Origin of the sequence: Plantibacter sp. VKM Ac-2885 (genome assembly GCF_015351205.1) — a bacterium.
Lineage (GTDB): Bacteria > Actinomycetota > Actinomycetes > Actinomycetales > Microbacteriaceae > Plantibacter > Plantibacter auratus.
Genome location: NZ_JADKSK010000001.1, coordinates 939321 through 963823, shown reverse-complemented (window position 1 = coordinate 963823; position 24503 = coordinate 939321). Strand labels below are relative to the sequence as shown.

General features: G+C 70.5%; 23 protein-coding genes. 9 read left to right on the top strand and 14 right to left on the bottom strand.

Features of this window, described 5'->3' with window-relative positions:
- The first annotated feature begins 99 nt into the window (after positions 1-99).
- From ITJ66_RS04730 to ITJ66_RS04715, 4 genes are read left to right on the top strand one after another with little or no spacing between them, the layout of a single operon-like run.
- Entirely contained in the window at positions 100-1050 is a 951-nt protein-coding gene (locus tag ITJ66_RS04730) for a siderophore-interacting protein (RefSeq protein WP_194643761.1), read from the top strand.
- Between the two features lie 4 nt (positions 1051-1054).
- Entirely contained in the window at positions 1055-2125 is a 1071-nt protein-coding gene (locus ITJ66_RS04725) for an iron chelate uptake ABC transporter family permease subunit (RefSeq protein WP_370582569.1), read from the top strand.
- On the top strand, positions 2122-3165 hold the full coding sequence (locus ITJ66_RS04720) for a FecCD family ABC transporter permease (RefSeq protein WP_370582568.1): 1044 nt from the start codon (positions 2122-2124) through the stop codon (positions 3163-3165). The genes ITJ66_RS04725 and ITJ66_RS04720 overlap by 4 nt, the downstream gene beginning before the upstream one ends.
- 1 nt (position 3166) lies before the next feature.
- Positions 3167-3970, top strand: a complete 804-nt coding sequence (locus ITJ66_RS04715; RefSeq protein ID WP_194643759.1) for an ABC transporter ATP-binding protein — start codon at positions 3167-3169, stop codon at positions 3968-3970.
- A gap of 149 nt (positions 3971-4119) precedes the next feature.
- Here ITJ66_RS04715 and ITJ66_RS04710 read toward each other — a convergent pair whose 3' ends face one another.
- Positions 4120-4959, bottom strand: a complete 840-nt coding sequence (locus ITJ66_RS04710) for a hypothetical protein (RefSeq protein ID WP_194643757.1) — start codon at positions 4957-4959, stop codon at positions 4120-4122.
- On the bottom strand, positions 4947-5516 hold the full coding sequence (locus tag ITJ66_RS04705; protein WP_137242396.1) for a hypothetical protein: 570 nt from the start codon (positions 5514-5516) through the stop codon (positions 4947-4949). Before ITJ66_RS04705 ends, ITJ66_RS04710 begins: the two co-directional genes overlap by 13 nt.
- Before the next feature lie 290 nt (positions 5517-5806).
- Between ITJ66_RS04705 and ITJ66_RS04700 the strand changes: the two genes are divergently transcribed.
- Complete coding sequence (locus tag ITJ66_RS04700; protein ID WP_228501487.1) at positions 5807-6808, top strand: ABC transporter substrate-binding protein; 1002 nt, start codon at positions 5807-5809, stop codon at positions 6806-6808.
- Positions 6809-6920: 112 nt separating this feature from the next.
- Here ITJ66_RS04700 and ITJ66_RS04695 read toward each other — a convergent pair whose 3' ends face one another.
- The gene (locus ITJ66_RS04695; protein WP_194643753.1) at positions 6921-8663 is read right to left on the bottom strand and encodes a hypothetical protein; all 1743 of its coding nucleotides are present in this window, start codon (positions 8661-8663) and stop codon (positions 6921-6923) included.
- On the bottom strand, positions 8660-9328 hold the full coding sequence (locus tag ITJ66_RS04690) for an ABC transporter ATP-binding protein (RefSeq protein WP_228501485.1): 669 nt from the start codon (positions 9326-9328) through the stop codon (positions 8660-8662). Before ITJ66_RS04690 ends, ITJ66_RS04695 begins: the two co-directional genes overlap by 4 nt.
- Before the next feature lie 106 nt (positions 9329-9434).
- On the opposite strand from ITJ66_RS04690, the gene ITJ66_RS04685 reads away from it, so the two are divergent.
- Positions 9435-11693 carry a beta-glucosidase gene (locus ITJ66_RS04685; RefSeq protein WP_194643751.1) on the top strand — a complete coding sequence of 753 codons (2259 nt, stop codon included), beginning with the start codon at positions 9435-9437 and terminating at the stop codon, positions 11691-11693.
- A 10-nt stretch (positions 11694-11703) separates the two neighbouring features.
- On the opposite strand, the gene ITJ66_RS04680 is transcribed toward ITJ66_RS04685, so the two are convergent.
- The 6 genes from ITJ66_RS04680 to ITJ66_RS04655 form a co-directional block, all read right to left on the bottom strand.
- A complete protein-coding gene (locus tag ITJ66_RS04680; protein WP_194643749.1) occupies positions 11704-13167 on the bottom strand; it encodes a glycosyltransferase in 1464 nt (487 codons plus the stop codon).
- Between the two features lie 9 nt (positions 13168-13176).
- Positions 13177-14382 carry a glycosyltransferase gene (locus tag ITJ66_RS04675; RefSeq protein ID WP_191940413.1) on the bottom strand — a complete coding sequence of 402 codons (1206 nt, stop codon included), beginning with the start codon at positions 14380-14382 and terminating at the stop codon, positions 13177-13179.
- Positions 14383-14434: 52 nt separating this feature from the next.
- Entirely contained in the window at positions 14435-15004 is a 570-nt protein-coding gene (locus tag ITJ66_RS04670) for a DUF2017 family protein (protein ID WP_194643747.1), read from the bottom strand.
- A complete protein-coding gene (gene clpS / locus ITJ66_RS04665) occupies positions 15001-15285 on the bottom strand; it encodes an ATP-dependent Clp protease adapter ClpS (protein WP_056009029.1) in 285 nt (94 codons plus the stop codon). The genes ITJ66_RS04670 and clpS overlap by 4 nt, the downstream gene beginning before the upstream one ends.
- A 52-nt stretch (positions 15286-15337) precedes the next feature.
- Entirely contained in the window at positions 15338-17122 is a 1785-nt protein-coding gene (locus tag ITJ66_RS04660) for a cell wall metabolism sensor histidine kinase WalK (protein ID WP_194643745.1), read from the bottom strand.
- A 105-nt stretch (positions 17123-17227) separates the two neighbouring features.
- Positions 17228-18145: a DUF817 domain-containing protein gene (locus ITJ66_RS04655; RefSeq protein WP_194643743.1), complete on the bottom strand. Its 918-nt coding sequence runs from the start codon at positions 18143-18145 to the stop codon at positions 17228-17230.
- Positions 18146-18236: 91 nt separating this feature from the next.
- On the opposite strand from ITJ66_RS04655, the gene ITJ66_RS04650 reads away from it, so the two are divergent.
- Entirely contained in the window at positions 18237-19709 is a 1473-nt protein-coding gene (locus ITJ66_RS04650; protein WP_194643741.1) for a hypothetical protein, read from the top strand.
- A 90-nt stretch (positions 19710-19799) separates the two neighbouring features.
- Here the strand turns inward: ITJ66_RS04650 and ITJ66_RS04645 are convergent, their stop codons facing one another.
- The 4 genes from ITJ66_RS04645 to ITJ66_RS04630 form a co-directional block, all read right to left on the bottom strand.
- Complete coding sequence (locus ITJ66_RS04645) at positions 19800-20999, bottom strand: methyltransferase (RefSeq protein ID WP_194643739.1); 1200 nt, start codon at positions 20997-20999, stop codon at positions 19800-19802.
- A 42-nt stretch (positions 21000-21041) separates the two neighbouring features.
- On the bottom strand, positions 21042-21434 hold the full coding sequence (locus ITJ66_RS04640) for a RidA family protein (RefSeq protein WP_194643737.1): 393 nt from the start codon (positions 21432-21434) through the stop codon (positions 21042-21044).
- Between the two features lie 84 nt (positions 21435-21518).
- Positions 21519-22163 carry a hypothetical protein gene (locus ITJ66_RS04635; protein ID WP_191940405.1) on the bottom strand — a complete coding sequence of 215 codons (645 nt, stop codon included), beginning with the start codon at positions 22161-22163 and terminating at the stop codon, positions 21519-21521.
- Between the two features lie 93 nt (positions 22164-22256).
- Positions 22257-22787: a hypothetical protein gene (locus ITJ66_RS04630; protein WP_079704953.1), complete on the bottom strand. Its 531-nt coding sequence runs from the start codon at positions 22785-22787 to the stop codon at positions 22257-22259.
- Positions 22788-22924: 137 nt separating this feature from the next.
- Here ITJ66_RS04630 and ITJ66_RS04625 point away from each other — a divergent pair, with 137 nt between their 5' ends.
- Together ITJ66_RS04625 and ITJ66_RS20105 are read left to right on the top strand one after the other, a co-directional pair.
- Positions 22925-23230, top strand: a complete 306-nt coding sequence (locus ITJ66_RS04625; protein WP_194643735.1) for a hypothetical protein — start codon at positions 22925-22927, stop codon at positions 23228-23230.
- Between the two features lie 17 nt (positions 23231-23247).
- Positions 23248-24489, top strand: a complete 1242-nt coding sequence (locus ITJ66_RS20105) for a peptidoglycan-binding domain-containing protein (protein WP_194643733.1) — start codon at positions 23248-23250, stop codon at positions 24487-24489.
- Positions 24490-24503 lie beyond the last annotated feature (14 nt).

Here is a 24503-nt window from a genome sequence, read left to right as displayed (position 1 = left end):
TTGAGTGAATCTGACTCAAGTTTACCACCGCCCCTCCCTGTCGACAAGGTGCGATCGGCAGGTGACCTCCAGTGCATCGAAGGGTAGGCTTACCTATCGATGCCTCGCCTCAGTGAACAGACCCCCGACTCGATCTTCATCCTCCTCGCAGCCGTCGTCCGGCGCATCGAGCAGGTGAGCCCGAGCTATCGTCGTTTCACGTTCACGGGCCCCGAGGTCCAGCACATCGCGGACAACCGTCACGACCAGCGCATCAAGCTGCTCTTCCCGCTGCCCGACACCGGCTTCGACGAGCTGCCGATGCACGACGACTGGTACCAGGCCTGGCGACTCCTGCCCAACGACAAACGTCACCCGATGCGCACGTACACGATCCGCGAGGTCCGGCCCGAGCTCGCCGAGTTCGACGTCGACATCGCCCTGCACGGCCGCGTCGGCCCCGCGTCCACCTGGGCGATGGACGCGAAGGTCGGCGACGAGCTCATTGTCAACGTCCCGAACGCCCGGTCGGCCGTCCCGGCCGGCGGCATCGACTGGCACGCGCCGGCCACCGTCGACCAGGTGCTCCTCGCCGGCGACGAGACGGCCCTGCCCGGGATCGCCGGGATCCTCGAGCGCCTCCCGAGCACCGCGCGCGGGATCGCCGTCGTCGAGCTGCCGCACGAGGACGACATCGCCGCCCTGTCCACGAAGCCCGACGGGGTCGAGGTCGTCGTCCTCCCCCGCGGCGACCAGCCCGTGGGCACCCTGCTCATCCCCGAGATCGAGCGCATCGCGAGCCGCCTCGCGCCGAGCGTCGACACCGCCACGATCGCCACGCAGCCGGCGCTCGAGGACGTCGACGTCGACACCGAGCTGCTCTGGGAAGCGCCGGTCAACGCGACCGGAGGCCCCGTCCTCGAGAGCGCACCGCTCTACGCGTGGCTCGCCGGAGAGGCGTCAGCCATCAAGACGCTCCGTCGGCACCTCGTCTCCGGGTGCCGCGTCGACCGCAAGTCGGTCGCGTTCATGGGCTACTGGCGACACGGCAAGGCCGAAGACAACCGATGAGCCGGTGAGCGCCGACCTCGACAGCCTGCGGCTCCCGACCGCGGCCGCCCGCGCACGAGAGGCGTCGACCGGCATCGCCCGATCGACCGCCTCGCGCTGGCTCCTGCTCGTCGCCGCGCTCGTCGTGCTCGCCGCCATCGCCGCGGGAAGCCTCTTCATCGGCTCGGGGACGATCAGTGCCGCCGAGGTCTGGCGGGCGCTGTCACAGGGCGGCGACGACACCAACACAATCCTCGTCACCGGGTTCCGGGTGCCGCGCATGCTCCTGGCCGTCGGCGTCGGTGCGGCGCTCGGCCTCGCCGGAGCGATGATGCAGGCCGTCACGCGGAACCCGCTCGCCGACCCCGGCATCCTCGGCGTCAACGCCGGGGCGTACATCGCGGTCGTGCTCGCCGTCGCCATCGCCGGCACCGCCGACCTGAGCTCCTACGTGTGGTGGTCCTTCGCCGGCGCTGGCCTTGCTTCCGTCATCGTGTACGTGATCGGCTCCCGGGGCCGCGCCGGGGCGACCCCGGTCCGCCTCGTCCTCGCCGGCGTCGCGCTCTCTGCCGCGCTCCAGGGGGTGACCTTCGCCATCACGATCCGCAACCCCGACATCTTCGACAAGATCCGCTTCTGGCAGGCCGGCTCGCTGCAGAACCGCCAGATGGACGTGTTCCTCGGGGTGCTGCCGTTCCTCATCGTCGGGGTCCTCCTCGCCCTCGTCGTCTCCCGGTCACTCAACGCCGTCGCCCTCGGAGACGACCTCGCGACCTCACTCGGCACGAAGGTGCTCCGGACGCGGGTGCTCTCGGTCGTCGCGATCACCCTGTTGTGCGGTTCGGCCACCGCGGCGGCCGGACCGATCGCCTTCCTCGGACTCATGTCGCCCTACCTCGCCCGGGCCATCGTCGGACCGGACCAGCGCTGGGTGCTGCCGTTCACGATGGTGTTCGCGCCGATCATCTTCCTGCTGTCCGACCTCGTCGGGCGGGTCGCCGTCCCCGGCGAGATGCCGGTCGGGATCGTCACGGCGTTCGTGGGTGCCCCGCTCCTCATCGTGCTCATCCGCCGTTCGAAGGCGCAGGGGCTGTGACCGCGGTCGCCGAGCCGGGCCGGCGCACCGTGCGGGTCGGTCGGGTCAGCTGGGTGATCCACCGGCGTGAGCTGATCGTCGTCGGCGCCCTGGTCACCGTCATCATGGGGGTCGGCGCCTTTGCGCTCACCCAGGGCGAGTACCGCATCCCGCTCGACAGACTGCTCGCCGCGTTCACCGGCACGGGTTCGGAGAGCGTCCTCCGCATCGTGTTGGAGTGGCGCCTGCCGCGGGTCGTGATCGCCGTCGTCGGCGGGATCGCGCTCGGGCTCTCCGGCGCGATCTTCCAGTCGATCACCCGGAACCCGCTCGGCAGTCCCGACATCATCGGGTTCAACTCCGGCGCGTTCACCGGCGCGCTCATCGTCACCCTCGTCGTCGGCGGGAACTATGCGGCGATGGTCTCCGGGGCGTTGATCGGCGGGCTCGCGACGGCCCTCGTCGTCTACCTCCTCGCGTGGTCTCGAGGCGTCCAGGGGTTCCGGCTCATCGTGATCGGCATCGCGATCAGCGCCGTCCTCAACGCGTTCAACGACTACCTGCAGCTGCGGGCGGACCTCAACGCCGCCATCGCCGCCGCCAGCTGGGGCATGGGTTCGCTCGCCGACCTCGGGTGGCAGGACGTCGTGCCCGTGACGATCGCGGTCGCGTTCCTCGTTCCCCTCCTCGCGCTCATGTCCCGCCGACTCGGCATGCTGGAGTTCGGCGACGACATCGCGAGCGCCCTCGGCATCCCGGTCGAACGCACGCGGCTGCTGCTGCTCGTGATCGGCGTCGCCCTCACCGCGACCGTCACCGCGGTCGCCGGCCCCATCATCTTCGTCGCGCTCGCCGCACCCCAACTCGCCCGGCGCCTGACGAAGTCCGCCGGCATCACCCTCGTCCCCTCGGCCGCCATGGGCGCGGCGTTGCTCCTCGTGAGCGACGTCGTGGCCCAGCGGATCATCGCCCCGGCCGCCCTGCCGGTCGGTGCGGTGACCGTGACCCTCGGCGGCATCTACCTCATCGCCCTGCTCATCACGCAGGCGGGAAAGCGCTGACATGAAGACCGACAGCCCCACCACCAGACTCGCCGGAACCGCCCTCCGCGTCGGCTACGACCAGCGGACCATCATCCACGAGCTGGACATCGCGATCGCCGACGACTCGTTCACCGTCATCGTCGGGCCGAACGCCTGCGGCAAGTCGACGCTCCTACGCGCCCTCGCGCGGCTGCTGAAGCCGACCCAAGGACACGTCGTGCTCGACGGTCAGGAGATCACCCGGTACCCGTCGAAGGAGGTCGCGAAGCGCATCGGGCTGCTGCCGCAGACGTCGATCGCGCCGGACGGCATCTCGGTGATCGACCTCGTGTCGCGTGGCCGATACCCGCACCAGTCGATCCTCCGACGCTGGTCGGCGGCCGATGAGGCGGCGGTGCTCGCGGCGATGGAGGCGACGAACGTCACGGAGCTGTCCGGTCGCCTCGTCGACGAACTGTCCAGCGGCCAGCGCCAACGGGTGTGGGTGGCGATGGCCCTCGCCCAGGAGACGCCTTTGCTGCTGCTCGACGAGCCGACGACCTTCCTCGACATCACGCATCAGGTGGAGCTGCTCGACCTCTTCACCCGGCTCAACCAGGAGGGTGGCCGCACCCTCGTCGCGGTCCTCCACGACCTCAACCAGGCGGCACGGTACGCGACGCACCTGATCGCGATGCGGGACGGCCATGTGGTCGCGCAGGGTGCGCCGGCGGACATCGTGACGGCCGAGCTCGTCGAGGAGGTCTTCGGGCTCCGCTGCCGGATCATCGACGACCCCGAATCGCACACGCCGCTCGTCATCCCGCTGATGGGCGCGCACTGACCCGTGGTTCTGGGGCTGACGTCAGCGCGGTGCGCTGGCGTGAGCGCGGGTTTGCAGGCGTGGGCGCGCCCCGCTGATGTGAGCGCGGGCCTCCGGAGGGGTGCGCTCACGCCGGTGGGGCGCGCTCACGGGGTGGACGCGTGCCGGTGTCAGCAGCCGATGGCTGGTTTGCCGGGTCGGCAGGGTTTGTCGACGCCGACGGTCGAGTTGCGGACGATCTGGACCGTGTGGGGTTCTTCGGTCGGGATCGACAGGGTGCCGACGACGGGAAGCCAGCCACTGTCGCCGATGCGGTACTCGGCGGCGTACTCGACCTCGGCGGTGATGGTCTTGGGTCCGACCGTCGTGTAGCGGTGGCTGGTCGGTGTCTTGGAGAACTCCGCGAGGCCGAGGGTAGCCCAGGAGGATCCGCCGGTCCGGGTGGTGGTCGTGTCGCCGTCGCCGTAGTCGAAGGTGAAGCCGACGGGGATGAAGTTCACCTCCGCGACCTGGCCGAGGAGCGTGCCGGTGCGGGTGTGTCCGGAGGCGCCGGCGATGACGTTGGTGTGGAGTCCGCGGACACCCCAGGCGGCGGGTTCGGTGGTGACGGTGGGTGCGGCGGGTGCGAAGCTGGCGACGTCGCGGATCGTGACGGGCTGTGCGGCGGGTGCTGCTCCGAGGTCGGTGCCGAGGTCGCCGGGGGTGAAGGTGTAGCACTCGTCCGGCCGCATGAGGCTGCAGACCGTTCGCTCACCGTTGGGCCCGTCGGTCACACCGGGCGGAAGCTCGGCCGAGCCGCCGCCTTCGTTGCCTCCGCCCGTTCCGCCACCGGAACCACCGCCGGTGCCAGGGCGTTCGACGCTGCCGCCGATGTCGACCGAGCCGTTGCCGATGCAAGCGCCCGAAATTGCCCCGCCAGCATCGCAGCTGGCGGCGACGGCGGCGGACGCCAACCCGACGCCACCCACAAGCAGGAGCCCGAGGGCCAGCGCAGTACCTACTCTTCGCATGAGGATCCCTCCTTGATGACTTCGTGCTTCGCCAGCACGTAGGGCCGTTGATCAGCAGCACCCGGAGCAATATGAACTGACCACGTGCGCTTGGCTGGGCGTTCAGGCTTGATGACCGATTCCCCTGCCCCATCCATTGCCTGCAAGCCAGTCATGTCCACGCAGGCGGATCCGACGATCAGGACGCCCGCTGCGTCAGGTTTCGAGTACCAGTCGCTGATCGTGAACACCTCCAGCGAAGCCGCGCCGGAGAAGGTCCATCCGAGCTGCTGGAGCTTGGACAGGCTCTCGTTCTCGAATGTTCGGAGCTCTCCGGTCGTCACCTCATCGATGCGAGCAGGATCGGCTCCGCCGTCTGCGACGACCTGGTTCCACACGCCCAAGTAGCTCTCGTAAGCCTCAGCGCCGGCCGCCAGCGCCTGTTCCTCGTTCTCGAAGACCGGCGGCGAACTCTTCGGAGGCGGCGCGGGTTCAGGTCCGGTGCATGCGGTGAGGGCGAGCAGTCCCGCCGTGAGAACGATCGTGGAGACAGAGCGAGAGCGCGAGGTCCGTGGCATCCCTCGACGCTAAGCGCGCCCAGACTCCCGCCCAGGGTTATCCACAGAGCAGATATGCCTACACGGACATATGTCGCGCAATTGGCCCGCGTGCCAGGGCGGTGCGCTGGCGTGAGCGCACCCCGGGGGACGTGAGCGCGGGTCTCCGGAGGGGCGCGCTCACGTCGGTGACCCGCGCTCACGTCAGCGCACCGCGCTGGCCGAAGCACAAGCGTTACCGGGACGTGACTTGGGAAGCTTAGGCTTACCTCATACCCCACGTCTTCAACGGAAAGCAGAACATGCGCCGCATGCCCCGCACCCTCACCACCGTCGCCGCCCTCGCGATCGCCGGCCTCGCCCTCGCCGGCTGCACCGCCGGGTCCTCCACCGACGACGCCTCCACCGGCACGCTCGGCACCGTCGACACGATGTTCGGCGAGGTGACCGTCCCGGAGCCCGCCGGCGACCTCACCGTCGTCGCCCTCGGCTGGTCCGACGCGGAGATGGCGCTCTCCCTCGGCGTGGTGCCCGTCGGCGTGTACGACTGGCAGTCCTTCGGCGCCGACAACAAGGCCGTCGGCCCATGGGCCACCGACCTCTTCGGCGACGTGACCCCCGAGATCATCGAGGACAGCGGCGACACCGTCAACTACGAGCAGATCCAGGCGCTCGAACCCGACCTCATCCTCAACACCCGCTCCGCCGGCGACGAGAAGCAGTACGAGCGGCTCTCGGAGATCGCACCGACCGTCTTCGCGCCGAAGGGGACCGCCGCGTTCGCGACCCCGTGGGACGTCCAGCTCGAGCAGGTCGCCGCCGCGCTCGGGAAGACCCAGGAGGGCGACGCGCTCGTCTCCGCCACCAAGCAGTCGATCAACGAGGCCGCCGACCTCCACCAGGAGTTCGCCGGGCTCACCACCGTCGCAGCGACGAAGTTCGGCGACGCCTACGGCGCTTACCTCGAGGGTGACGGTCGCTTCGACATCCTCGCCGACCTGGGCTTCCAGCAGAACCCGGCCGTCCTCGACCTCGAGGCCTCCGGTTTCTACGCGGCGGTCTCCGCCGAGCAGGTGTCCGCGTTCGACGCCGACGTCGCCGTCCTCCTCCCGATCGGGTTCAGCGCAGCGGACACCACCGCCGACCCGCTGCTCGCGAGCCTCCCCGTGGTGCAGGACGGTCGCGCGATCGTCCTCGACCCCGCCGACGAGCTCACGCAGGCCTACAGCGCGGCGTCCGTGCTCAGCATCCCCGTCGTCCTCGAGCAGCTCGTCCCGAAGCTCGCCGAGGCCGCCGCCAAGGTCGCGAAGTAGGGTCCAGCCCACCAGCACCACAGCAGGAGATCCGCGCGAGAGCCGGACGGAATCGCGTATTCCGTCCGGCTCTCGCGCTGTTCTCCGGCTCTCACGCTGAGCGCCCCGCCGCTCAGGCCGGCCGGGACAGCTTCAGCAACCGCGCGAACCCCAGCGCCGCAACGATCACGAGCACCACGACGAGCAGGACGACGGCCGCACCCGGCGCCACCGGTGCCAGCGCCGTCAACCCACCGCCGACGAGGAGCGCCAGCAGGATGGCGTCCGACTGCCAGAGCAGGACGTTCAGCGAGGAGGCGTCGCCGAACGGCGTCGGGACGGGCATGAGCAGCAGGATCGGCAGTGGTCCCTTCGCGGCGTCGAACGTGCGGAGCACGACGATCCACACCGCGAGCAGCAGCCACCACCCGAGCGGCTGGAGGAGGGTCATCCCGCCCGGTGCCGCGGAGCCGAGCACCCCGAGCAGGGCACCGATCCCACCGATCACGACCGAGGCGAGCAGCGGTGCAGCGGCTCCGGCGAGCACGAGCGAGCACGGGCTCCGACCGTAGAGCGTCGGCGTCCCAGCGCTCTCGACCCCGTGTCGCACGGCGTCGCACCAGACACCCACCGCGAGGTAGGCGAGGAACGCCGCGGGGACGGCGAGCATCCACCGCACACCGTCCGGGAGCCCGAAGGAGAGACCGACCGCGGCACCGGACGCCGCCAGGATCAGGGAACCGAGGGCGACCCGCCCGGGTGTCCGCCGAGCTCCGACGATCGACCGCCGGAGGACGACGAGCCAGAACGGCCCGGTCATCCGCAGCGGGACACGGCGACCGCTCGTCGGCGAGACTCGCAGCCCGCCGACGGCACCCGAGGCATCGCCGCTCTGCAGCATCATCCCGACCCGCTGCCAGCGCAGCGCCTGGTCGAGGAGGGGTCCGCTCCGCAGCCCGTCCAGCGCCCTCGGGACGAGCAGGAGGGAGACCGCCCCGAGCATGACGAGCGCGACCGCCGGCCACCAGGACACCGGCACCCCCACCGAGGCGAACCAGCCACCGCCGCCACCCCAGGTGAAGAGCCCCGCCCAGTCCCCCGTCGCGAGTGCACTGCCGAGCACCATTGCCTCGATGCCGCCCGCGACCGGCGACCAGAGGAGCCCCAGCCACCCCCACGGGGAGACGAGCAGCATGCCGGGGGCGAGGAGACCGAGCACTCCGCCCACACCGGCGACGATGACCACGGCGGCGACCGTCCGTCGCGAACCGTGCTGACCGAGCAGCCACGCCACCATGAGGAGCAGGGAGAAGCCCACGGCTCCGATCACGAACGCCACCACGGCGGCGGGCGCGGTCGGTCCGGTCATGCCGATCACCGAGGCCGTGTTGGCGGCCACTCCGGCCGAGACGGTCGCCCGCTCCCCCGGCACCAGGAGTCGCGACAAGCCGACCACCCCGGCCACGAGGACCGAGAGCCCCGCGAGTGCGAGCGTGGATGCGACGAAGGGACGACGCAGCGTGAGCCGACGCGGCAGTGGCGAATCGGCGAGGAACTGCACCGCCGCGGGCCTCGGCACGACCGGTCCCCTCGTCCGACCACCGAGCACGACGACGATCGTCGCGATCGCCGAGAGCAGCGCGACCGCCCCGGGCCGGACGGCCGCCACGACGCCCGCGGCATCCGGCTCGATCAGTCCGAGGACCGCGAACCGCACGAGCGGAGCGCCAACGATGAGTGTGACGAGCAGCGCGGCGTAGACGACGAACGCGACGTCGGTGACCCGTGGACGCCCGTCGCGCGCGGCGAGCACCGCCCGTCCGGCTCGGAGGATCCGACGGTCGTCGCGCGAGATGTGCCCGGAGTCGGTGCTCACGGGGCTTCGACCGTGATCGCCTCGTCCGCGACCCGTTCGACGAGTCCGGCGTCGTGGCTCGCGAAGACGATGGCCGCACCGCGCTCCTTCGCGAGCAGGATGCGGTCGGCGACGAGACCACGTCGTTCGGCGTCCAGGCGCTGCTCCGGTTCGTCGAGCACGAGCACGTCGAAGGGCCGGACGAGCGCCGTCGCCAGGGCGAACAGCTGCGACTGACCCGAGGACAGCTCGGTGGCGAAGCGGCGCGTGAGCGTGTGGATGCGCAGGGCCGCGAGCAGCTCGTCGGCGGCGTCGTCCGCCGCCTGGCCGGTCACTCCCCAGGTCGTTGAGATGTAGCGCAGGTGCTCGCGCAGCGTCAGGTCCGGCGCGTAGGCCGGGGTGCCGATGAGGGCTGAGACGGAGCGACGCACCGTGCGGTCGCGGTCGTCGATGGTCCGGCCGCCGATCGTCGCCGTCCCGCTCGACGGACGCAGCCGTCCGCTGAGGATCCGCAACAGGGTCGTCTTGCCCGATCCGTTCCGGCCCCGGACGGCGAGCGCCATCCCCGGCTCGACCCGGATGTCCGTGGGCGCCAGCAGGGTCTCCCCGTCGATCACCGCTCCGACGCCATCCGCCTCGATCAGGGGCTGCATCGCGGCAACCGACTCCCACTCGTGTCCCGACATCGTCCCATCCTCGCAGGCGTCCGCCGAGGTGTCCTCCACCTCGCGGCGGATCGCGCGGTCGGGCGCCGGGGCTCAGCACGTCGGTCGAGGGTGCAGAATGCAGAGCATGGGAATCGTCACCGGGCGTCGGAACGCGCGTCCGCCGAAGCAGCGCCGCGCAGGCGGACCACCCGAGGGCGACGCCCACGACGAGGTCGTGCGGGAGATCCGCGCCGGACGCCTCGACGCCGACGCAGCCGCGGAACGACTGATCGAGCGGCTGACCGACGCGGAGCTCCTGGGGCTGCTCGACGGCGACTCCCCGCGCCGACTCCTCCCGCTGATCCCCGTGCTGCTCCACCGGCGTCCGTTCGTGGCCGGAGCCGTCCCACGGCTCGGGATCCCGGGGATCCGGTTCAGTGACGGCGCCCGCGGTGTCGTCATCGGCGAGTCGACCGCGTTCCCCGTGACGATGGCGCGGGCGGCCACCTGGGACCCGGTGCTCGAGGAGCAGGTGGGTGAGGCGATCGGTGCGGAGACGCGGATCCGCGGGGCGAACTACTCGGCGTCCGTCTGCGTCAATCTGCTCCGTCATCCCGCGTGGGGCCGCGCACAGGAGTGCTATGGCGAGGATCCGGTGCTGACGGGCCGGATGGGGTCGGCCATGACACGCGGCGTCCGCGTCCACACGATGGCGTGCGTGAAGCACTTCGCGCTCAACTCCATGGAGGACGAGCGGTTCGAGGTCGACGTCTCCGTGGACGACCACGCACTGCACGAGGTCTACCTGCCGCACTTCAAAGCCGTGATCGACGCCGGCGCGGACTCCGTCATGAGCGCCTACAACCGGGTGCGGGGCGAGTACATGGACGTCAACCGACCGCTGCTCACCGACGTGCTGCGGGAGGAGTGGGGCTTTACGGGCTTCGTGACGAGCGACTGGGTCTTCGGGACGCACGACGCCGTCGGCAGCCTGGAGGCCGGGATGGATGTGGAGATGCCGCTCCGCCTGCGACGGGCGCACGAGTTGCCCGCCGCCCTGCGGGACGGCACCCTCGAGCACGCCACCGTCCTGCGCTCGGCCCGGCGCATCCTGCGGACGACCCTCCTGCATGCCGCGACCCGCGCTGAACCGCAGCCCTCGGCGGACGTCGTCGCCGGCTCGGCCCATCGCGCGCTCGCCCGACACGTCGCCGAGGAGTCGATCGTGCTCCTCGCCAACCGCCCGGTCGACGACGGCGCACCGCTCCTCCCCCTGTCGGCGACGACCCGTCGGATCGCGGTGGTCGGTCGTCTCGCGGATCGGGCGAACCTCGGCGACCACGGCTCGTCGCGCGTCCGTCCGCCGACCACCGTCTCGCCGTTGCAGGGGCTCCGTGAGGCACTCCCCGACGCGGACATCACGACCACCCCGGCCGGGAACGTGCGGGCCGCGGTCGCTGCGGCGGCGGCCGCCGACACGGCCATCGTCGTCGTCGGCTTCGACCAGCACGACGAGGGCGAGTCGGTCGTCACCGGCGGCGTCGACGTCGGCGTCCTCGGGGCGGCCCTGGACTCGGGTCGACTCCGCAGCGCCATCACCGGTGTCGCGCACCTGGCGTCGCGGTTCGTGCGGGGCGGTGATCGCACCTCGCTCCGCCTCCGGCCCTCGGACGAACGCCTCATCCTGGCGGTCGCCGCAGCGAACCCGCGCACGGTCGTCGTGCTCATCGGAGGCAGCGCGATCCTGACCGAAGCCTGGCGCGACCACGTCCCGGCCCTCGTCCTCGCCTGGTACGGCGGGATGGAGGGCGGTCGTGCGCTCGCCGACGTCCTGACCGGTGTGGTCGAGCCCGGCGGGCGACTGCCCTTCGTGATCCCGACCGATCCCGCGCACCTGCCGCCGTTCGACCGCGAGGCGAAGGCCGTCGTGTACGACGACCGCTGGGGTCAGCGGCGGTTGGATGAGGAGGGCCACACGCCGGCCTTCCCGTTCGGCTTCGGCCTCGGGTACACGACGATCGACCACCGCCTGCTCGGGCACCGGTTCGACGACACCGGCGGGACCGCCGAGGTCCTCGTGACGAACACCGGTCACCGCGAGGGGTCGACTGTCGTCCAGCTCTACGCCGCCGACACCGCAGTCGATCGACCGGTCGCCCAGCTCCTCGGGTTCCGGAAGGTGACCCTGCAGCCAGGCGAGGAACGCGTCGTCCGGATCGTCCTGGATCCGACACCGACGCTCGAACGCGACCCGGTCACCCGCCGCTGGTCGGCCCGCGCCGGCGACTGGGCCCTGCAGGCCGCCCAGCACAGCCCGTCGACGTGGGCGGACGCGACCCCGCTGCGGATCGGTGACAGCGACCTCGACGATGCCCCCGCCCGACTGCCGGACACAGCCGGCTGACCCGAGCCGATCAGCTCGGGGCGGCCGACTCGAGGTCGGCGAGGCCCTCGACCCGCACGGCGAGCTCGTCGTCCCGTCCGAGGACGGCGCGGAGCAGACGCTGCGTGTCGCGCCGGACGGAGAGCACGGCGTCGTCGCGTCGCAGCACGAGGGTGCCGTCCGGCCCGGTGTAGCGCTGCTGCAGGTCGTCCAGCTCACCGGCCCGGAGCAGCGCCAATGTACTGGACGCCGCCGGGTCGACGAGGCGCACGAGGGCCGACTCGCCCTCGAGCTCACTCGCGACCACCCGCCGCGCGCTCGCGTCGAAGATCGTCTTCTGCGCTGCCCGGGTCACGACGAACGGTCGCGCCGGACCATCGAGCAGCCCGTCGACGACGTCGCGGGCCGCGTCGGGGCGACCGACCCGTCGGGCTGCGGCCTGCATCCGCGCCAGACGACCCGGCTCGCCGAGGATCCCGTCGATCTTCCACCCGATCGTCGTCGCGGTGTTGCACCGTACGGCGGCACCCTGCTCCATGAGGTAGTCGCCGTTGCGGACCTCCTGCCCGGGGATGGGGTTCACGAGCACCATCGGCAGACCGGCGGCCATGCACTCCGACGCCGACAGTCCTCCTGGCTTACCGATGAACAGGTCGGCTCGGCGCAGGAGCTGCGGCATCTCGTCGGTGAAGCCGAGCACGGTGTAGCGGTCGTCGCCGGGCGCGATGAGGTCCTCGACGCTCCGCCGCAGCGCCTCGTTCCGCCCGCACACGATCGTGGCGGTGAACGGCGACCGGAGGTGCAGCGTCTGTCGGACGACCGCGAGCGCGTAGTCACCGCCGGACGCGCCGGCCGAGATGAGCAGCATGGGCGGCGCCGCCGGGTCGCGTTCGGCCGGGGCGCTCGGCTGAGCGGCGATGGGGATCCCCGAAGCCACGACACGGTCGGGCGGAAGACCGAGGGCCGTCAGCTGGACCCGTCCCTCCTCCCGGGCGAGGAAGAGCGCGTGGAAGGCGCTCGTCAGCCACAGCCCCTGGAAGTCGTAGTCCGTGGTGACGATCGCGGTCCTGGCGTCGACGGCGCCTCGGAGGATGAGGGAGGCCAGCAACTGGGCCGGGAGGAAGTGGGTGCAGATGATCGCGGTGGGTCTGAAGCGTTTGATCGCGCTGACCACCGGCATCGCGTTCGCCCGCGTCCAGGGGTCGAGCGGACCGCGACGACGGAACGGCGCGTCGCTCAGGTCGTAGCCCCACTCCACGAGCCAGGGCGTCTCCTCGACGAGCACGAAGTACCCCTTGCCGAGGACGTCGCGGTACAGGGAGGTGCTCGCCTGGAGGACGTCCAGGACCTCGACCTCGGTGACGTCGGGACGCCCGGCGCACGCCTGTTCCACGGCGGCGGCGGCGCTGTTGTGTCCGGACCCGACCCCGGCCGACAGGATCAGGACGCGTTCGCCGCCGTCCGGCCCGGGGTGCTGCTTCGATGTCCTGCGCATGAGCCGATGCTAGCGCGCGGCCTCCGGCGCCAGGGCTGCCTCGTACAGGGCAAGGAGGCGGGTGGTCTGCGTCGACTGTCGCAGGGTGCGGGCGAGGCCCGGTGCGACGACCGGTGCCGTTCCCGCCTCGATGTCGGCGACGGCACGACGGATCGCTTCGGCGAGCGCCTCGACCCCGCCGTCCGTCGGCTGCCACATCGAGTCGGCCGGGAGCTCTGCCGCGATGTTCGGGTCGCTGATGATCGACGGCGTGCCGAGTGCGGCCGCCTCGAACACGGTCATGCCCTGCGTCTCGAACCCGATCGACGTCTGCACGAGGGCGTCGGCGTCGGCGATCGCGCGCAGCGAGTCGGGGTACGAGACGCGACCGGCGAAGACGACGTGGTCGGCGAGGTCGTGTTCGGCGACGAACGCCTGGGCCTTCGCGAGCAGGAGTCCGGCCCCGTACAGGCGGAACACCGCGTCGACGTCCGCGAGCCGGACCGCCTCGAGGAACTCCATGAGCCGCTTCTCCTGGCTGAAGCGGCCGATCCACACGAACGACGGCAGGCGGTGCGGCACGTGGAGCGTGGTCGCGCGTTCGTCGAGGATCTCGTCGAGCACCGCGTCGTCGACGCCCGTCGACAGGACCTCGGCGTGGGCGGTCACCCCCTGCTCGCGGAGGACCCGCGCGAAGTGGTGCGATGGCGCGATGACGACGGACGCACGCTTGGCGAACTCCTGCAGATAGGACCAGACGCCGGTCGGCAGGGTCGAGAGCCGCGGCCGGAGGACCCGGCGCTGCCACCAGGACAGGGCTCCGACGACGAGGCCCGGCGCCGGCATGGTCTGCTCGATGCCGACGTCCATGCGGTTGTGCATCGTGTGGAGGGCCGGGATCCCGTGCCGTTCGGCGTAGCGGTAGGCCGTGAGCGCCTGCCAGAAGTCGGCCTGCACGTGGACGACGTCGACCGGGGGCAGCTCGGCCAGGCGTGCGTCGAGCCAGCGGTCGGTGAGCCGGCCGGGCACGGTCATCGAGTACTCGCGGTCGAGCGTGATAGGGATCGAAGGGGTGTCGAGATAGTGCGGGTCGTCGTCGTGCTCCTGGTGCATCCGCGGCGAGCACACCGTGACGGTGTGCCCCGCGGCCTCCAGGAAGCGCCGCTGCAGCCGGATCGAGACCTGGGCCCCGCCGGACGACTCGGGGTGCTGGTCGCTGAAGACGAGGATGTGCATGGTCACCAAGGCTACCCGTGGCGCCCGGGTCGCAGGTGTCCGGCGCCGCGACTCAGGCTTCGTCGAGGACGGCGACGATCGACTCCTGCAGGTACCCGAGCCAGGCGTAGATCGCCATCATGAGCTGCGGATCCTGCTCGTCGTCCGAGGTCGTCGGAGCCGGGTCGAACGGCTCCGCGTCGTCCTCCTCGATGCCGAGTCGCGCCGCGATGGTGAGCCGGGTGTCGTTGAGGAACCGCAGCCAGGTCCAGGCCGTCTCGCCCTCGAGGGTCACGGCTGCACCGTCCTCGTGCCCGACCGGGACGTCCGTCGGCTGAGCCGCGTCGGACGCGTCGGCGGTGAGCGCAGCCAGGACGGTCCGCGCCGCGGTCACCTTGCCGCCGACGAGGTCGTCGGCGGTGAAGCGTCGGAACTCCGCGGCGGCCTCGGGGTCGTCGCGGTACCCCTCCGGCACCAGCCGCGCCATGGCGGGGTCAAGCTCCACGGCGGTCGCCAGCCCGGCACGCGTCGCGTCCTCGAGCATGTCGACGAGCTGGCTCGCCAGTTGCTCGAGGATCGAGGTCTCCTGCTCGTCGAGGCGGAGCACGACGGGTCCGACGGGCGGACGGACGAAGGCGCTCATGCGTCGGCCTTCGCGAGCGAGGCCCAGAGCCCGTACCCGTGCATGGCCTCGACGTGGCGCTCCATCTCCTCGCGGTTACCGGTGGCGACGACGGCGCGGCCCTCGTGGTGCACGGCGAGCATGAGTCGCTCCGCCTCCTCGTGGGTGTAGCCGAAGTAGCTGCGGAACACGAGGGAGACGTAGGACATGAGGTTCACCGGGTCGTTCCAGACGATGGTGACCCACGGTTGCATGGTGAGGGTCGCCTCGTCGACGATCGGCTGGTCGAGGATCTGCGCCATCCTCCAAGCCTCCCACGATGCGTGCCGCAGCGCCTCCCTGCCGGGGTCCGACTCAGGAAGCGGACGGTGCGCCGGCGCGCGGCTGGCGGAGTGGCAGCGTCACGGTGAAGGTGGAGCCGCGGCCCGGGCGGCTGGACACGGTGATCCAGCCATGGTGCGCCTCGGTGATGGACTTCACGATCGACAGCCCGAGGCCGACGCCTGGCCGCGCATCGTCGCGGACCTCCCTGGCCCGGAAGAAGCGGTTGAAGAGCTGCCGCTGGTCGTCCGGCGAGATGCCGATGCCGGTGTCCGCGACGTTCACGGTGCAGGTCTTCCCCTCCACCGCGACGGTCAGGAGGACGCGCCCGCCCCGCGGGGTGTACTTCACCGCGTTCGAGAGCAGGTTGTCGAGGACCTGGCGGAGCCGGCCGCCGTCGCCCTCCAACTCCACGTGCGGGGGGACCTCGGCTCGGACGACGACACCGGCATCCGACGCCTGCGGCAGGATCGCGGCCACGCTCTCCCTGGCGATGTCGGCGACGTCGGTGTGTGCGATCCGCACCCGCATCTCGGCGTCGCCCGCCGCGAGCAGGTCGCCGATGATCGCGTACAACTGCTCCGCGTTGCGCTGGACCGTCGAGACCTCGCGCTCCAGTCCGAGCTGCCGCAGGTCATGCCCCTCGGTGAGGAGGTCGAGGTAGCCGATGATCGACGTCAACGGGGTGCGGAGTTCGTGGGAGACGTCGATGAGGAACGCTTCCCGGAGCGCCACCGCGTCGGCGAGCTCGGTGACGTCGTGACCGACGGTGATGGTGCCCACGAAGGTGCCGTCGTCGGTGTGCACCTGTCGCGCGTTCGCGATGATGGCGCGCTGGTCGCCCGGCTCCCCCACCCAGTACAGTTCGCCACGGAAGCTCTCGCCGCGCAGCGCCCGGTTGATGACCTGCTCCTCGGGAAGCAGCCGGGTCTTCCGGTCCGGCCTGTAGACGTGGACGCCGGCCCGGGTCTTGGGGTCGAAGCCCGCCAACTCGGCCTGTTCATGCGTCGCCTCGTTGCGGAGCGCCACCGTGCCGTCCGGCCGGAAGAAGGCGACGGCGGCGTCGACGGATTCCGAGACCGTCGTCGCCACGGCCGCCGCTTCCGTCGCCGCCGCGAGCGCGATCCGTGCCCGTCCCTCGTGGGCGCGGAGTTGGCGCGCGGCCAGGTGCACGGTGACGGTCATGATGAGGACCAGGGCCGGCAGGATGCAGATCGCGCCCCACCCACCAGGCGTCGTCGGCCATGCTCCGGCGCGCGCGACCGGGATGAGGGAGACGAAGATCGCTCCGAACACCGGGACGGGCAGTGCCGAGACCCCGAACCCACCCGCGAGCCAGAGCACCGGGATGACGATGAGGAGACCCGACGTCGGCAGGTTCGGCAGGGTGTCGCGGAAGAACCCGACGGCGAGGATGTCGATGGTCGGTACGAGCACGAGCAGACCACGGAGCGCGCCGGACGGTGGCACGGCGAAGAGCAGGGACGTCGCCGCCGCCGTCAGGGAGAGCCCGATGAGGAAGTCGGGTTCGAGTAGGGTCCAGGTCGAGGTCAGCCCGATGTACAGCCCGAGCATCAGGATCGAGGCGATGAACGCGAACTGTGCACCGGCGAAGAGGTGGTTGGTCCGCGGCAGGGGTGCGGCGGCCGCGGCCGGGACTGCGATGCCGACGGTCGGTGGTGCGGGCCGTGGAGCGGCGGCAGGTCGAGCCGGGGCGGGCCGGGCCGGGCCCGGCTGAACGGGACCCGACTGCGTGGAGGCTGGCCGAGCGCCGCCACGATCACGGAAGCGTGGGTCCTGGGGCTGACGCTGGGCCATGGCTGCTCTCCGGAAGGGGACGAGCGATCACCGGGCTCGGGCCGCTCACTCCCGAACCCTACCCGGTGCGCGCACCGCCTTCAGCAACTGTTGACAGCAGGCGGCTCAGGTCGGGAGGCGATCGGGCCGCTTCGGCGGGTACACCCAGGTGACCATCACCACCGAGATCATCATGAGGAGGAACCACGACACCAGCTTGGTGAGCGGGACGAGCTGCCAACCGTCCTCCTGATTCGGGTACAGCCAGGCGCCCGTGATCGTCCCGATGTTCTCGGCGATCCAGATGAAGCAGGCCACGAGCAGGAACGCCACCAGCACGGGCATGCGGTGCGTCCGACGGAACACGCGGAAGTGCATCATCGTCCGCGCGAACACGACGAGGACGGCCGCGAGCAGCACCCATCGCAGATCCACGATGAAGTGCTGGCTGAAGAAGTTGACGTAGATGCCGGCCGCGATGATCGTCGTGAGCCACACCCGTGGATAGCGGTCGAACCGGAGGTCGAAGAGCCGGTACACGCGGACCATGTACGACCCGACGGCCGCGTACATGAACCCGGTGTACAACGGCACGGCGCCGAGGTGCAGGACCCCACCGCCGTCGTACTCCCACGACCCCACCCCGGTCTTGAACAGCTCCATACCCGTCCCGACGACGTGGAACAGGACGATCACCCAGAGCTCGCGGCCCGTCTCGAGCCTGGTGACGATCATGACCACCTGGATGACGATGGCAGCGACGACGAGCGCGTCGTTCCGGGCGAGCCAGACGTCGTCCGGGTACCAGAGGCGGGCGGCGACGATGACCGCGAGCATCGCTGCGCCGAAGATGCACGCCCACGCCTGTTTCGCCCCGAAGACGAGGAACTCGACGGCCTTCGCCCGCGCACCGCCATCGGGGGCGTCGCGCAGGAGCCGGTTGGCCCGGTCGTCGATCCAGCGCTCGACCGCGGTGAGATCGTGCTGATCTCGGCGGCGCGAGCCGCGAGGTGCTCCGTCTGCGGGGGTGGACGGCTCGGACATCGGGCCAGCATACGGGCACACTCGGCGCCGCACCTGAGACGTCGGGAGCACCCCGACGCGGGCTGCGGCGTGCAGCTCCTAGGGTGGGTTCATGCCGCAGTACCGCACGATCCGGACCGCTGCCACGGCGCTGTTCGCCATGGCAGCCGTCCTCGGCCTCTCGGGCTGTGGCGACGTGAACGCGGCTTCCGCCGCCGGGCGGGATTTCGAGCAGCTCCTGGACGGCGTCCCGGAGGTGGCCGATGTCGACACGACCGGGAGCAACACCCTGCCATGGAGCGGAACGGCATCGGCGTCGGTGCTCATGGACGACGACGTCACCGACGATCGACTGAGCGCGATCGTGGACCGCATCGGCGGATTCCTGAACGAGCAGGCGAAGCGGAGCGGCGGAGCGACGTGGGAGGGCGTCGACCTCACCGTCCGTGGGTTCACCCTGTCCGTCCTCGACCGACGAGCCGACAACGCGACCCAGCTGGAGCTGCTCGCCTCGCTCGAGGACGAGGGCGTGCCGGGAGGCGAGCTGCAGCTCGCCTCCGCTGGAACCGACGGTGCGCGTGCGTCCTCGCTCACCCTCGTGGCGCGTCCCGGAGAGGACTTCCTCGCCGCCTACGACCTGGCCAGGGCGACCGCCGACGCGACACCCGCCTACGCCGCCGCGGTCGTCAGCGGCCGCAGCGATGACGGTTTCGACCCGGCCGAACCCGACGAGGACGATACCGACGATGCCGCCCCCGGCTTCCCGAACTGGGACGAGGACGCGCAGTTCTCCATCTCCTCAGGCGTCGACGACGACGCGACGGTCAGCGGCGACCCCGATACGACTCGCGCCGCCTACCTGGCCGTCGCCGAGCAGTTCGAGGTCATCGGCGCCACGCTGACCCCGGACACGATCGACCTCCGCATCGCGAGCGTCGAGGACGTGGCCGCCGCGACCGCGGTGGCGACGGGTGCGGTTCCGGCGGACGTCGCAGTGGAGATCCAGGGCGGCATCGTCACCTGGGATGACGGCGTCCAGTCGGCGGACATGCTCCCGGTCGTCCAGGCCCTCGGCGCGGTGCCCGGCGTGACCGCGATCGCGGCGTCGAGTGACAGCCTCGGGATCACCGTCGCGGACCCGGGCGCCGGGCGCACCGCCCTCGACGTCCTCGACGCCCTGCCGGAGGCATCGGTCGTCGAGTCGCTCGGCATCGACGGCCCCGTCGTGAGCGGTTCCCCTGGCACGTTCTCCGTGCGTGGCGCTCGCGAGGACGCGACCGTGCTGTTCGCCCTGGTCGAGCAGTTGACCGCAATGGGCTCGCTGCTCTCCTTCGACAGCAGCGTCGGTCGCCTGCAGGTCGAACTCCACGCGGGCGATGACACGACGCTCGGGACGGCCATCGGCCTGGTCAAGTCGGGCGTCGCTCCGGGGACGTGGACCAGCATCGGGGTCGACGGTGAGTCGGGGACCTGGTGGTTCGACGCCGCGGACACCATCACGATCGACGCCTCGGAGTACGCCGACGAGTCCCCGGAGGAGACCGCGCTCCGCGAGCGCATCGAGCGCCTCTGGAACGCCGTCTGACGTCCACAACTCCTGCAACGCCCGTCCGGACCGTCGACGATGCCGGTGCTCGAGCGGCCGCTGCTCGCTGAGTGGTCCAAGCCGCAGGAGTTACGGACGCGGCTCGCCGGCGGCCCGGGGGCGCGAGATCGTCACCGTGAACTTCTGGTTGCGCGCGAACTGCGTCGTCGGACCGACGAGCCGCTCGAGGGCAGCCCGGTAGCCGAGGTGCGAGTTCCACACGACGGCGAGGGTGCCACCCGGCTGCAGGACACGCGCGGCCTCGGCGAACAGGTCGTGGGCGACGCCTGTGTGGACGGTGGTCCCGCTGTGGAAGGGCGGGTTCAGGACGATGAGGTCGGCTGACGCGTCCGGCTGCATCGACAGGCCGTCGTCGCGGAGCACCGTGATGCGCTCGGCCAGTCGGCGGTCGGTGTCGTCGTTGGCGGCGATGGTCGCGGTGGTCGAGGCGACCGCTGCAGCGGACTGGTCGGTCGCGATGACCGCGAGCTCGGGCCGGGCGATGGCAAGCGACACCGCGAGGACGCCGGTGCCGCAGCCGAGGTCGATGGCCGTCCGGGCGTCGGGCGCGATCTCCGGCAGCGCCTCGAGCAGGAAGCGGGTACCGATGTCGAGCTTCGTGCCGGCGAACGCCGCCCCGGCGGCGGCGATGGTCAGGCCGATGTCGGCATGGTGCTCGGTGCGCAGCGCGGTCGGGGCCGTGGCGTCGGCCTCGTCACGCTCTCCCTCGACGGCGGCGGTCACCGGGTCGCTCGCGCGGAGCACCCGGGACTTCTGCCGGGCGAGGCTCGCGGTGACGGTCGAGAAGCTCCGACCGAGGACCTCGTTCATCGCGGGCGTCAGGTGTTTCACCCGGCCACCCGCCAGGAGACGGACGTCCGCGGCGCTCCAACGGGCCACGGCGGCGGCGATCTCGTGCAGGGCTTCGAGGTGCTTCGGGAGTTGGACGAGGACGAGTGATGCGCCCGTGAACAGCTCCTCGCCGAGCGGCAGGTTGCGGAAGCCACCGTCGACGCCGAGCCGTTCGGCGTTGGCCGCGAGGGCCCGTTCCCCGACGGCGGCGTCCTGGTGGACCCGGACGTCGGTCGCCCCCAGGAGCGCGATGGCGCCGAGGGTCAGCGCCCCGTAGGCGTCGCCGACGACGACGATCTCGCCAGGCGTCGGCGCCCGCCCGGCCAGGACCTCGGCCGCTTCGTCGAGCAGGAGCCGATCGGTCGCGTCGACGGCGAAGAGGTTGGGTGCCTCGTGATCGGGGAACCGGCGCAGCGCGTCGAAGGAGAACTCGGGCATCCCCTCAGCGTACCGGCGGGTCGTCCGCACGGGTTCGCGCGGTCAGGACGCAGGGACCGCCGCCACGGCGTCGATCTCGACGAGCGCTCCCGGACGTGCGGGCGCCACGGAGAGGACCGTGACAGCAGTCCGGCGACCACCCCAGACCGCCGTGGTCGCCGCGTAGCCGTCGGACGGATCGATCCCTGGCGCGAGGTAGATGGTGAGCTTCGCGACGTGCTCGGGCCCGGAACCGGCCTCGGCGAGCACCGTGAGGACGTTGCGGAGCGCCTGTTCCGTCTGCGGACCGAGGCCGTCGAGGAGTGCGCCCTCGGCGTCGACGCCGTTCTGCCCGCCGACGAACAGCGTCGGGCCGGCCGGGAGGATCATGCCCTGCGCGAAGGCGGGGCTCGTGTACATGGAGGGCGGATCGACGGCGATCGGCGGCGTGGACATGGTTGCTTCCCTTCTGGAGCGGCGACACAGCCTGGACCGGCTGATGCAGCGATTCTGCTCCCGGGGACCGACACCGTCCAGTGGTCAGCCGCGTCGGCGGGCGCGTCGAGCCGGTTTCTCCGCCTTCACGGCTCGGAGAACGGCCGGGAAGACGAGGACACCGAGCCCGGCGGAGACGAGGAGGTTGACGACCGTGGCGATCGCGACACCCTGGCCGAAGGCGCGGACGGTCTCGAGGCCGCTGGCGTCCTCGGCGCGGACGGACGCGATCGCACCGAACACGATCACGAGGCTGATGACCGCGAAGATGAGCTGCAGCGGGACGGTGGCCCACATGCCCCAGTGCGTGACGGCTCCGGCGCGACGCACGCCGTGACGTCGCAGGATCCGCAGGCTGAGGGCGATGCCACCGAGGAAGGCGACGACCCCGAGCGCGACGTACCCCCACACCCAGGCGCCGAACGGCGGTGTCAGGAAGAGCAGGATGAACCCGAACACGCGCGAGAAGCCGTCGACCCATTCGGCCTCGCCCGCACCGAGCAGGACGCCGACGAGGATGGGGGCGCCGATCACGACGAGCGTCAGCAGCGGAAGCACGCCCGCGATGACGCCGAAGTACATGAGCGGGTAGGCGGTCAGTCCGGTCAGCCGGGCGCCGCGCCGCCGCCGAGCCGTCGCGGGTGCGGTCTGCGCCGGGTCCGGCTTCGTCACCACGGGCTGCGCGCTCATGCCCCAACCCTACGCGGCCGTGGTCGCTCTCACTCGTCGTTCATACTCGTCACCGTGTAACCCGCTGACGACGCTGTGGATTCGCAGGTTCGCTCAGAATCCGATGGTCCAGGAGGGTTGCCGGCACGTTTCGTTGATGGCGCGCCATGACTCCTCATCGGCCATCGCCCGAGTGACGTCGGATGCTCCGTAGGCCATCCACCGTTCGTCTGGATAGGAATCGAGGAATCGCTGCTTCGACGGTGGATCATCCACCTGGTAGCCCTCGGCGATGAGGCACTCCCGCGTCGCGAGTTCCTCCTCGTACAGCTCTTCGATCCCCTCTTGGGACAGGTCTCGGGTCATCTCCTCGAGTGGCGCCCAACATGCCTCGGCGTCCTGGTCGTATCGCTCCTCCTGCCCCGCGGGGACGTCATCACTGGTGATGTCGACTCCGCCGTCCCAACTGATGGTCACCGGCCAGCCTTTGTCGACGAGGCAGCGATACGCCTGGTCCGCGCGCGGAGACAGCGACAACCCTTCCTGCGTGGGTGTCGTGGAGGGTTGGTCACCGGCAGGTGCACAACCGACGATCACCACCAGCATCACTGCCGCCCCGATGGCACAAGCCACTCTCTTCAACATATGACGACTCCGTCCCGACCGCATTCTGGCGATCAGCTTGGTAAATTTCAGATGTTGAAGTATTACATAGATACCGCTAAGTTGGTCACCCACCCTGCGGCGACAGCCGCATGGAAGACGATGGAATGGAGCCGAACATGAAGAGATCACTCCTGGCTGCTGTGACCGTCGCAGCTGCGGTTGCACTCGCCACGACGATTTCCGCGCCCGCGATGGCTGCCGACTATAAAGGCGCGAACCGTTCGTGCACTGGTGCGTGGACGTGGTCCGGAGTCACGTCCTCCGCATCGACGGTGCACCAGCACACCACGGGCGGGCGCTGGGTGAAGGGCAACCGGGACGCCGGGACGACCTCAATGCGTGGCCTGTACAGCCCCGGCGCTGCGCTGTTGCAAGCAGACACGAGCGGCACCTTCTCGTCCTGGGCGTTCGGCTGCCAGTGAATCCCAAGCTGCGGAGGGTGGCATCCGCCATCACCGCAGCTCACGCGAGTCGGCAGGATGGCATCGCTGCCATTCTGCCGGCTCCCGACGATGCAAACTCAGAAAGGGCACTGGTGATTCGACGACGTCACCGCGCTGAGATCGGATCCGCCTCGGACCGGACACCCTCAGTTTCGTCGCCCGGCCGAGTGCGGCGGTGGATCTCACGGGCCACGACGGTCGCGATCACCGCCCTGGTGACAACAGCAACGGCATGGGCGCTGTCGACAGTCACGACGCCGAAGGAGGACCCGACGGCCGGAGAAGCGTACGCATTCGCAACCGTCCGCGAAGGAGAGGTCGGAGCGACGTTGACACTCAACGCAATCGCCAGTTGGGCTCCTTCCAGCACCGCCTACAACCAAGCGACGGGCATCGTGACGAGCGTCCCACCCGATCCTGGAACCGAGTTTCATCCGGGGGACGAGCTGTTTGCTGTAGACCTGCGACCCGTCGTCGCAGCATCCGGCGAAGTGCCCGCATTCCGGGACCTCGGTCGCGACATGGATGGTGCCGATATCGAACAACTTCAGGCGCTCCTGGTGTCACTCGGCCACTACGACGGCACAGTCGACGGGGTAGCGCGCGACGCCACCGATCGTGCCATCCGTGCCTGGCAGAAGGACATAGGCGTTCCAGAAACCGGTGTCGTCGAAGTCGGCAGTATCGTCTTCCTTCCTACGCTGCCCGCGCGGATCTCTCTCGATCGTGAGGTTGTCGCTCGCGGTAAACGTCTCGACGGTGGCGAGCCCGTCATCCTGACCCTGTCACCGGCACCGGAGGTGACGGTTCCAGCGACTCCCGCTCAGTCCGCGCTGATACCGACCGAGGCTACCGTCACGCTCAACGGCTCGAGTGGCGAGCTTTGGACTGCACGGGTAGGAGAACGTCGACGCGACCCGGAGACGGACCAGGTCGACATCACACTGACCAGCGTCGACGGTAAAGCGATTTGCGGAGACCAGTGTGGCGCCGTTCCCGTCGGGGGCGAAACGGTCCTGGATGCGACCATCACTACGGCAGAGACGGTCCGTGGCCTCATTCTTCCCGCAGCTGCGATCGTTACCGAAGCCGGCGGAGGGCTCGCCGTCATCGACGACGCAGGCCGACGACGGCCGATTACAGTTCTCGCCTCAGCGAACGGTATGTCTGTGGTTGAGGGGGTGGCGGAGAACGTGCGAGTACGTATACGTGCCACAGTCGACGAGACCACACGGTGAGTCGAGTGCCGAAC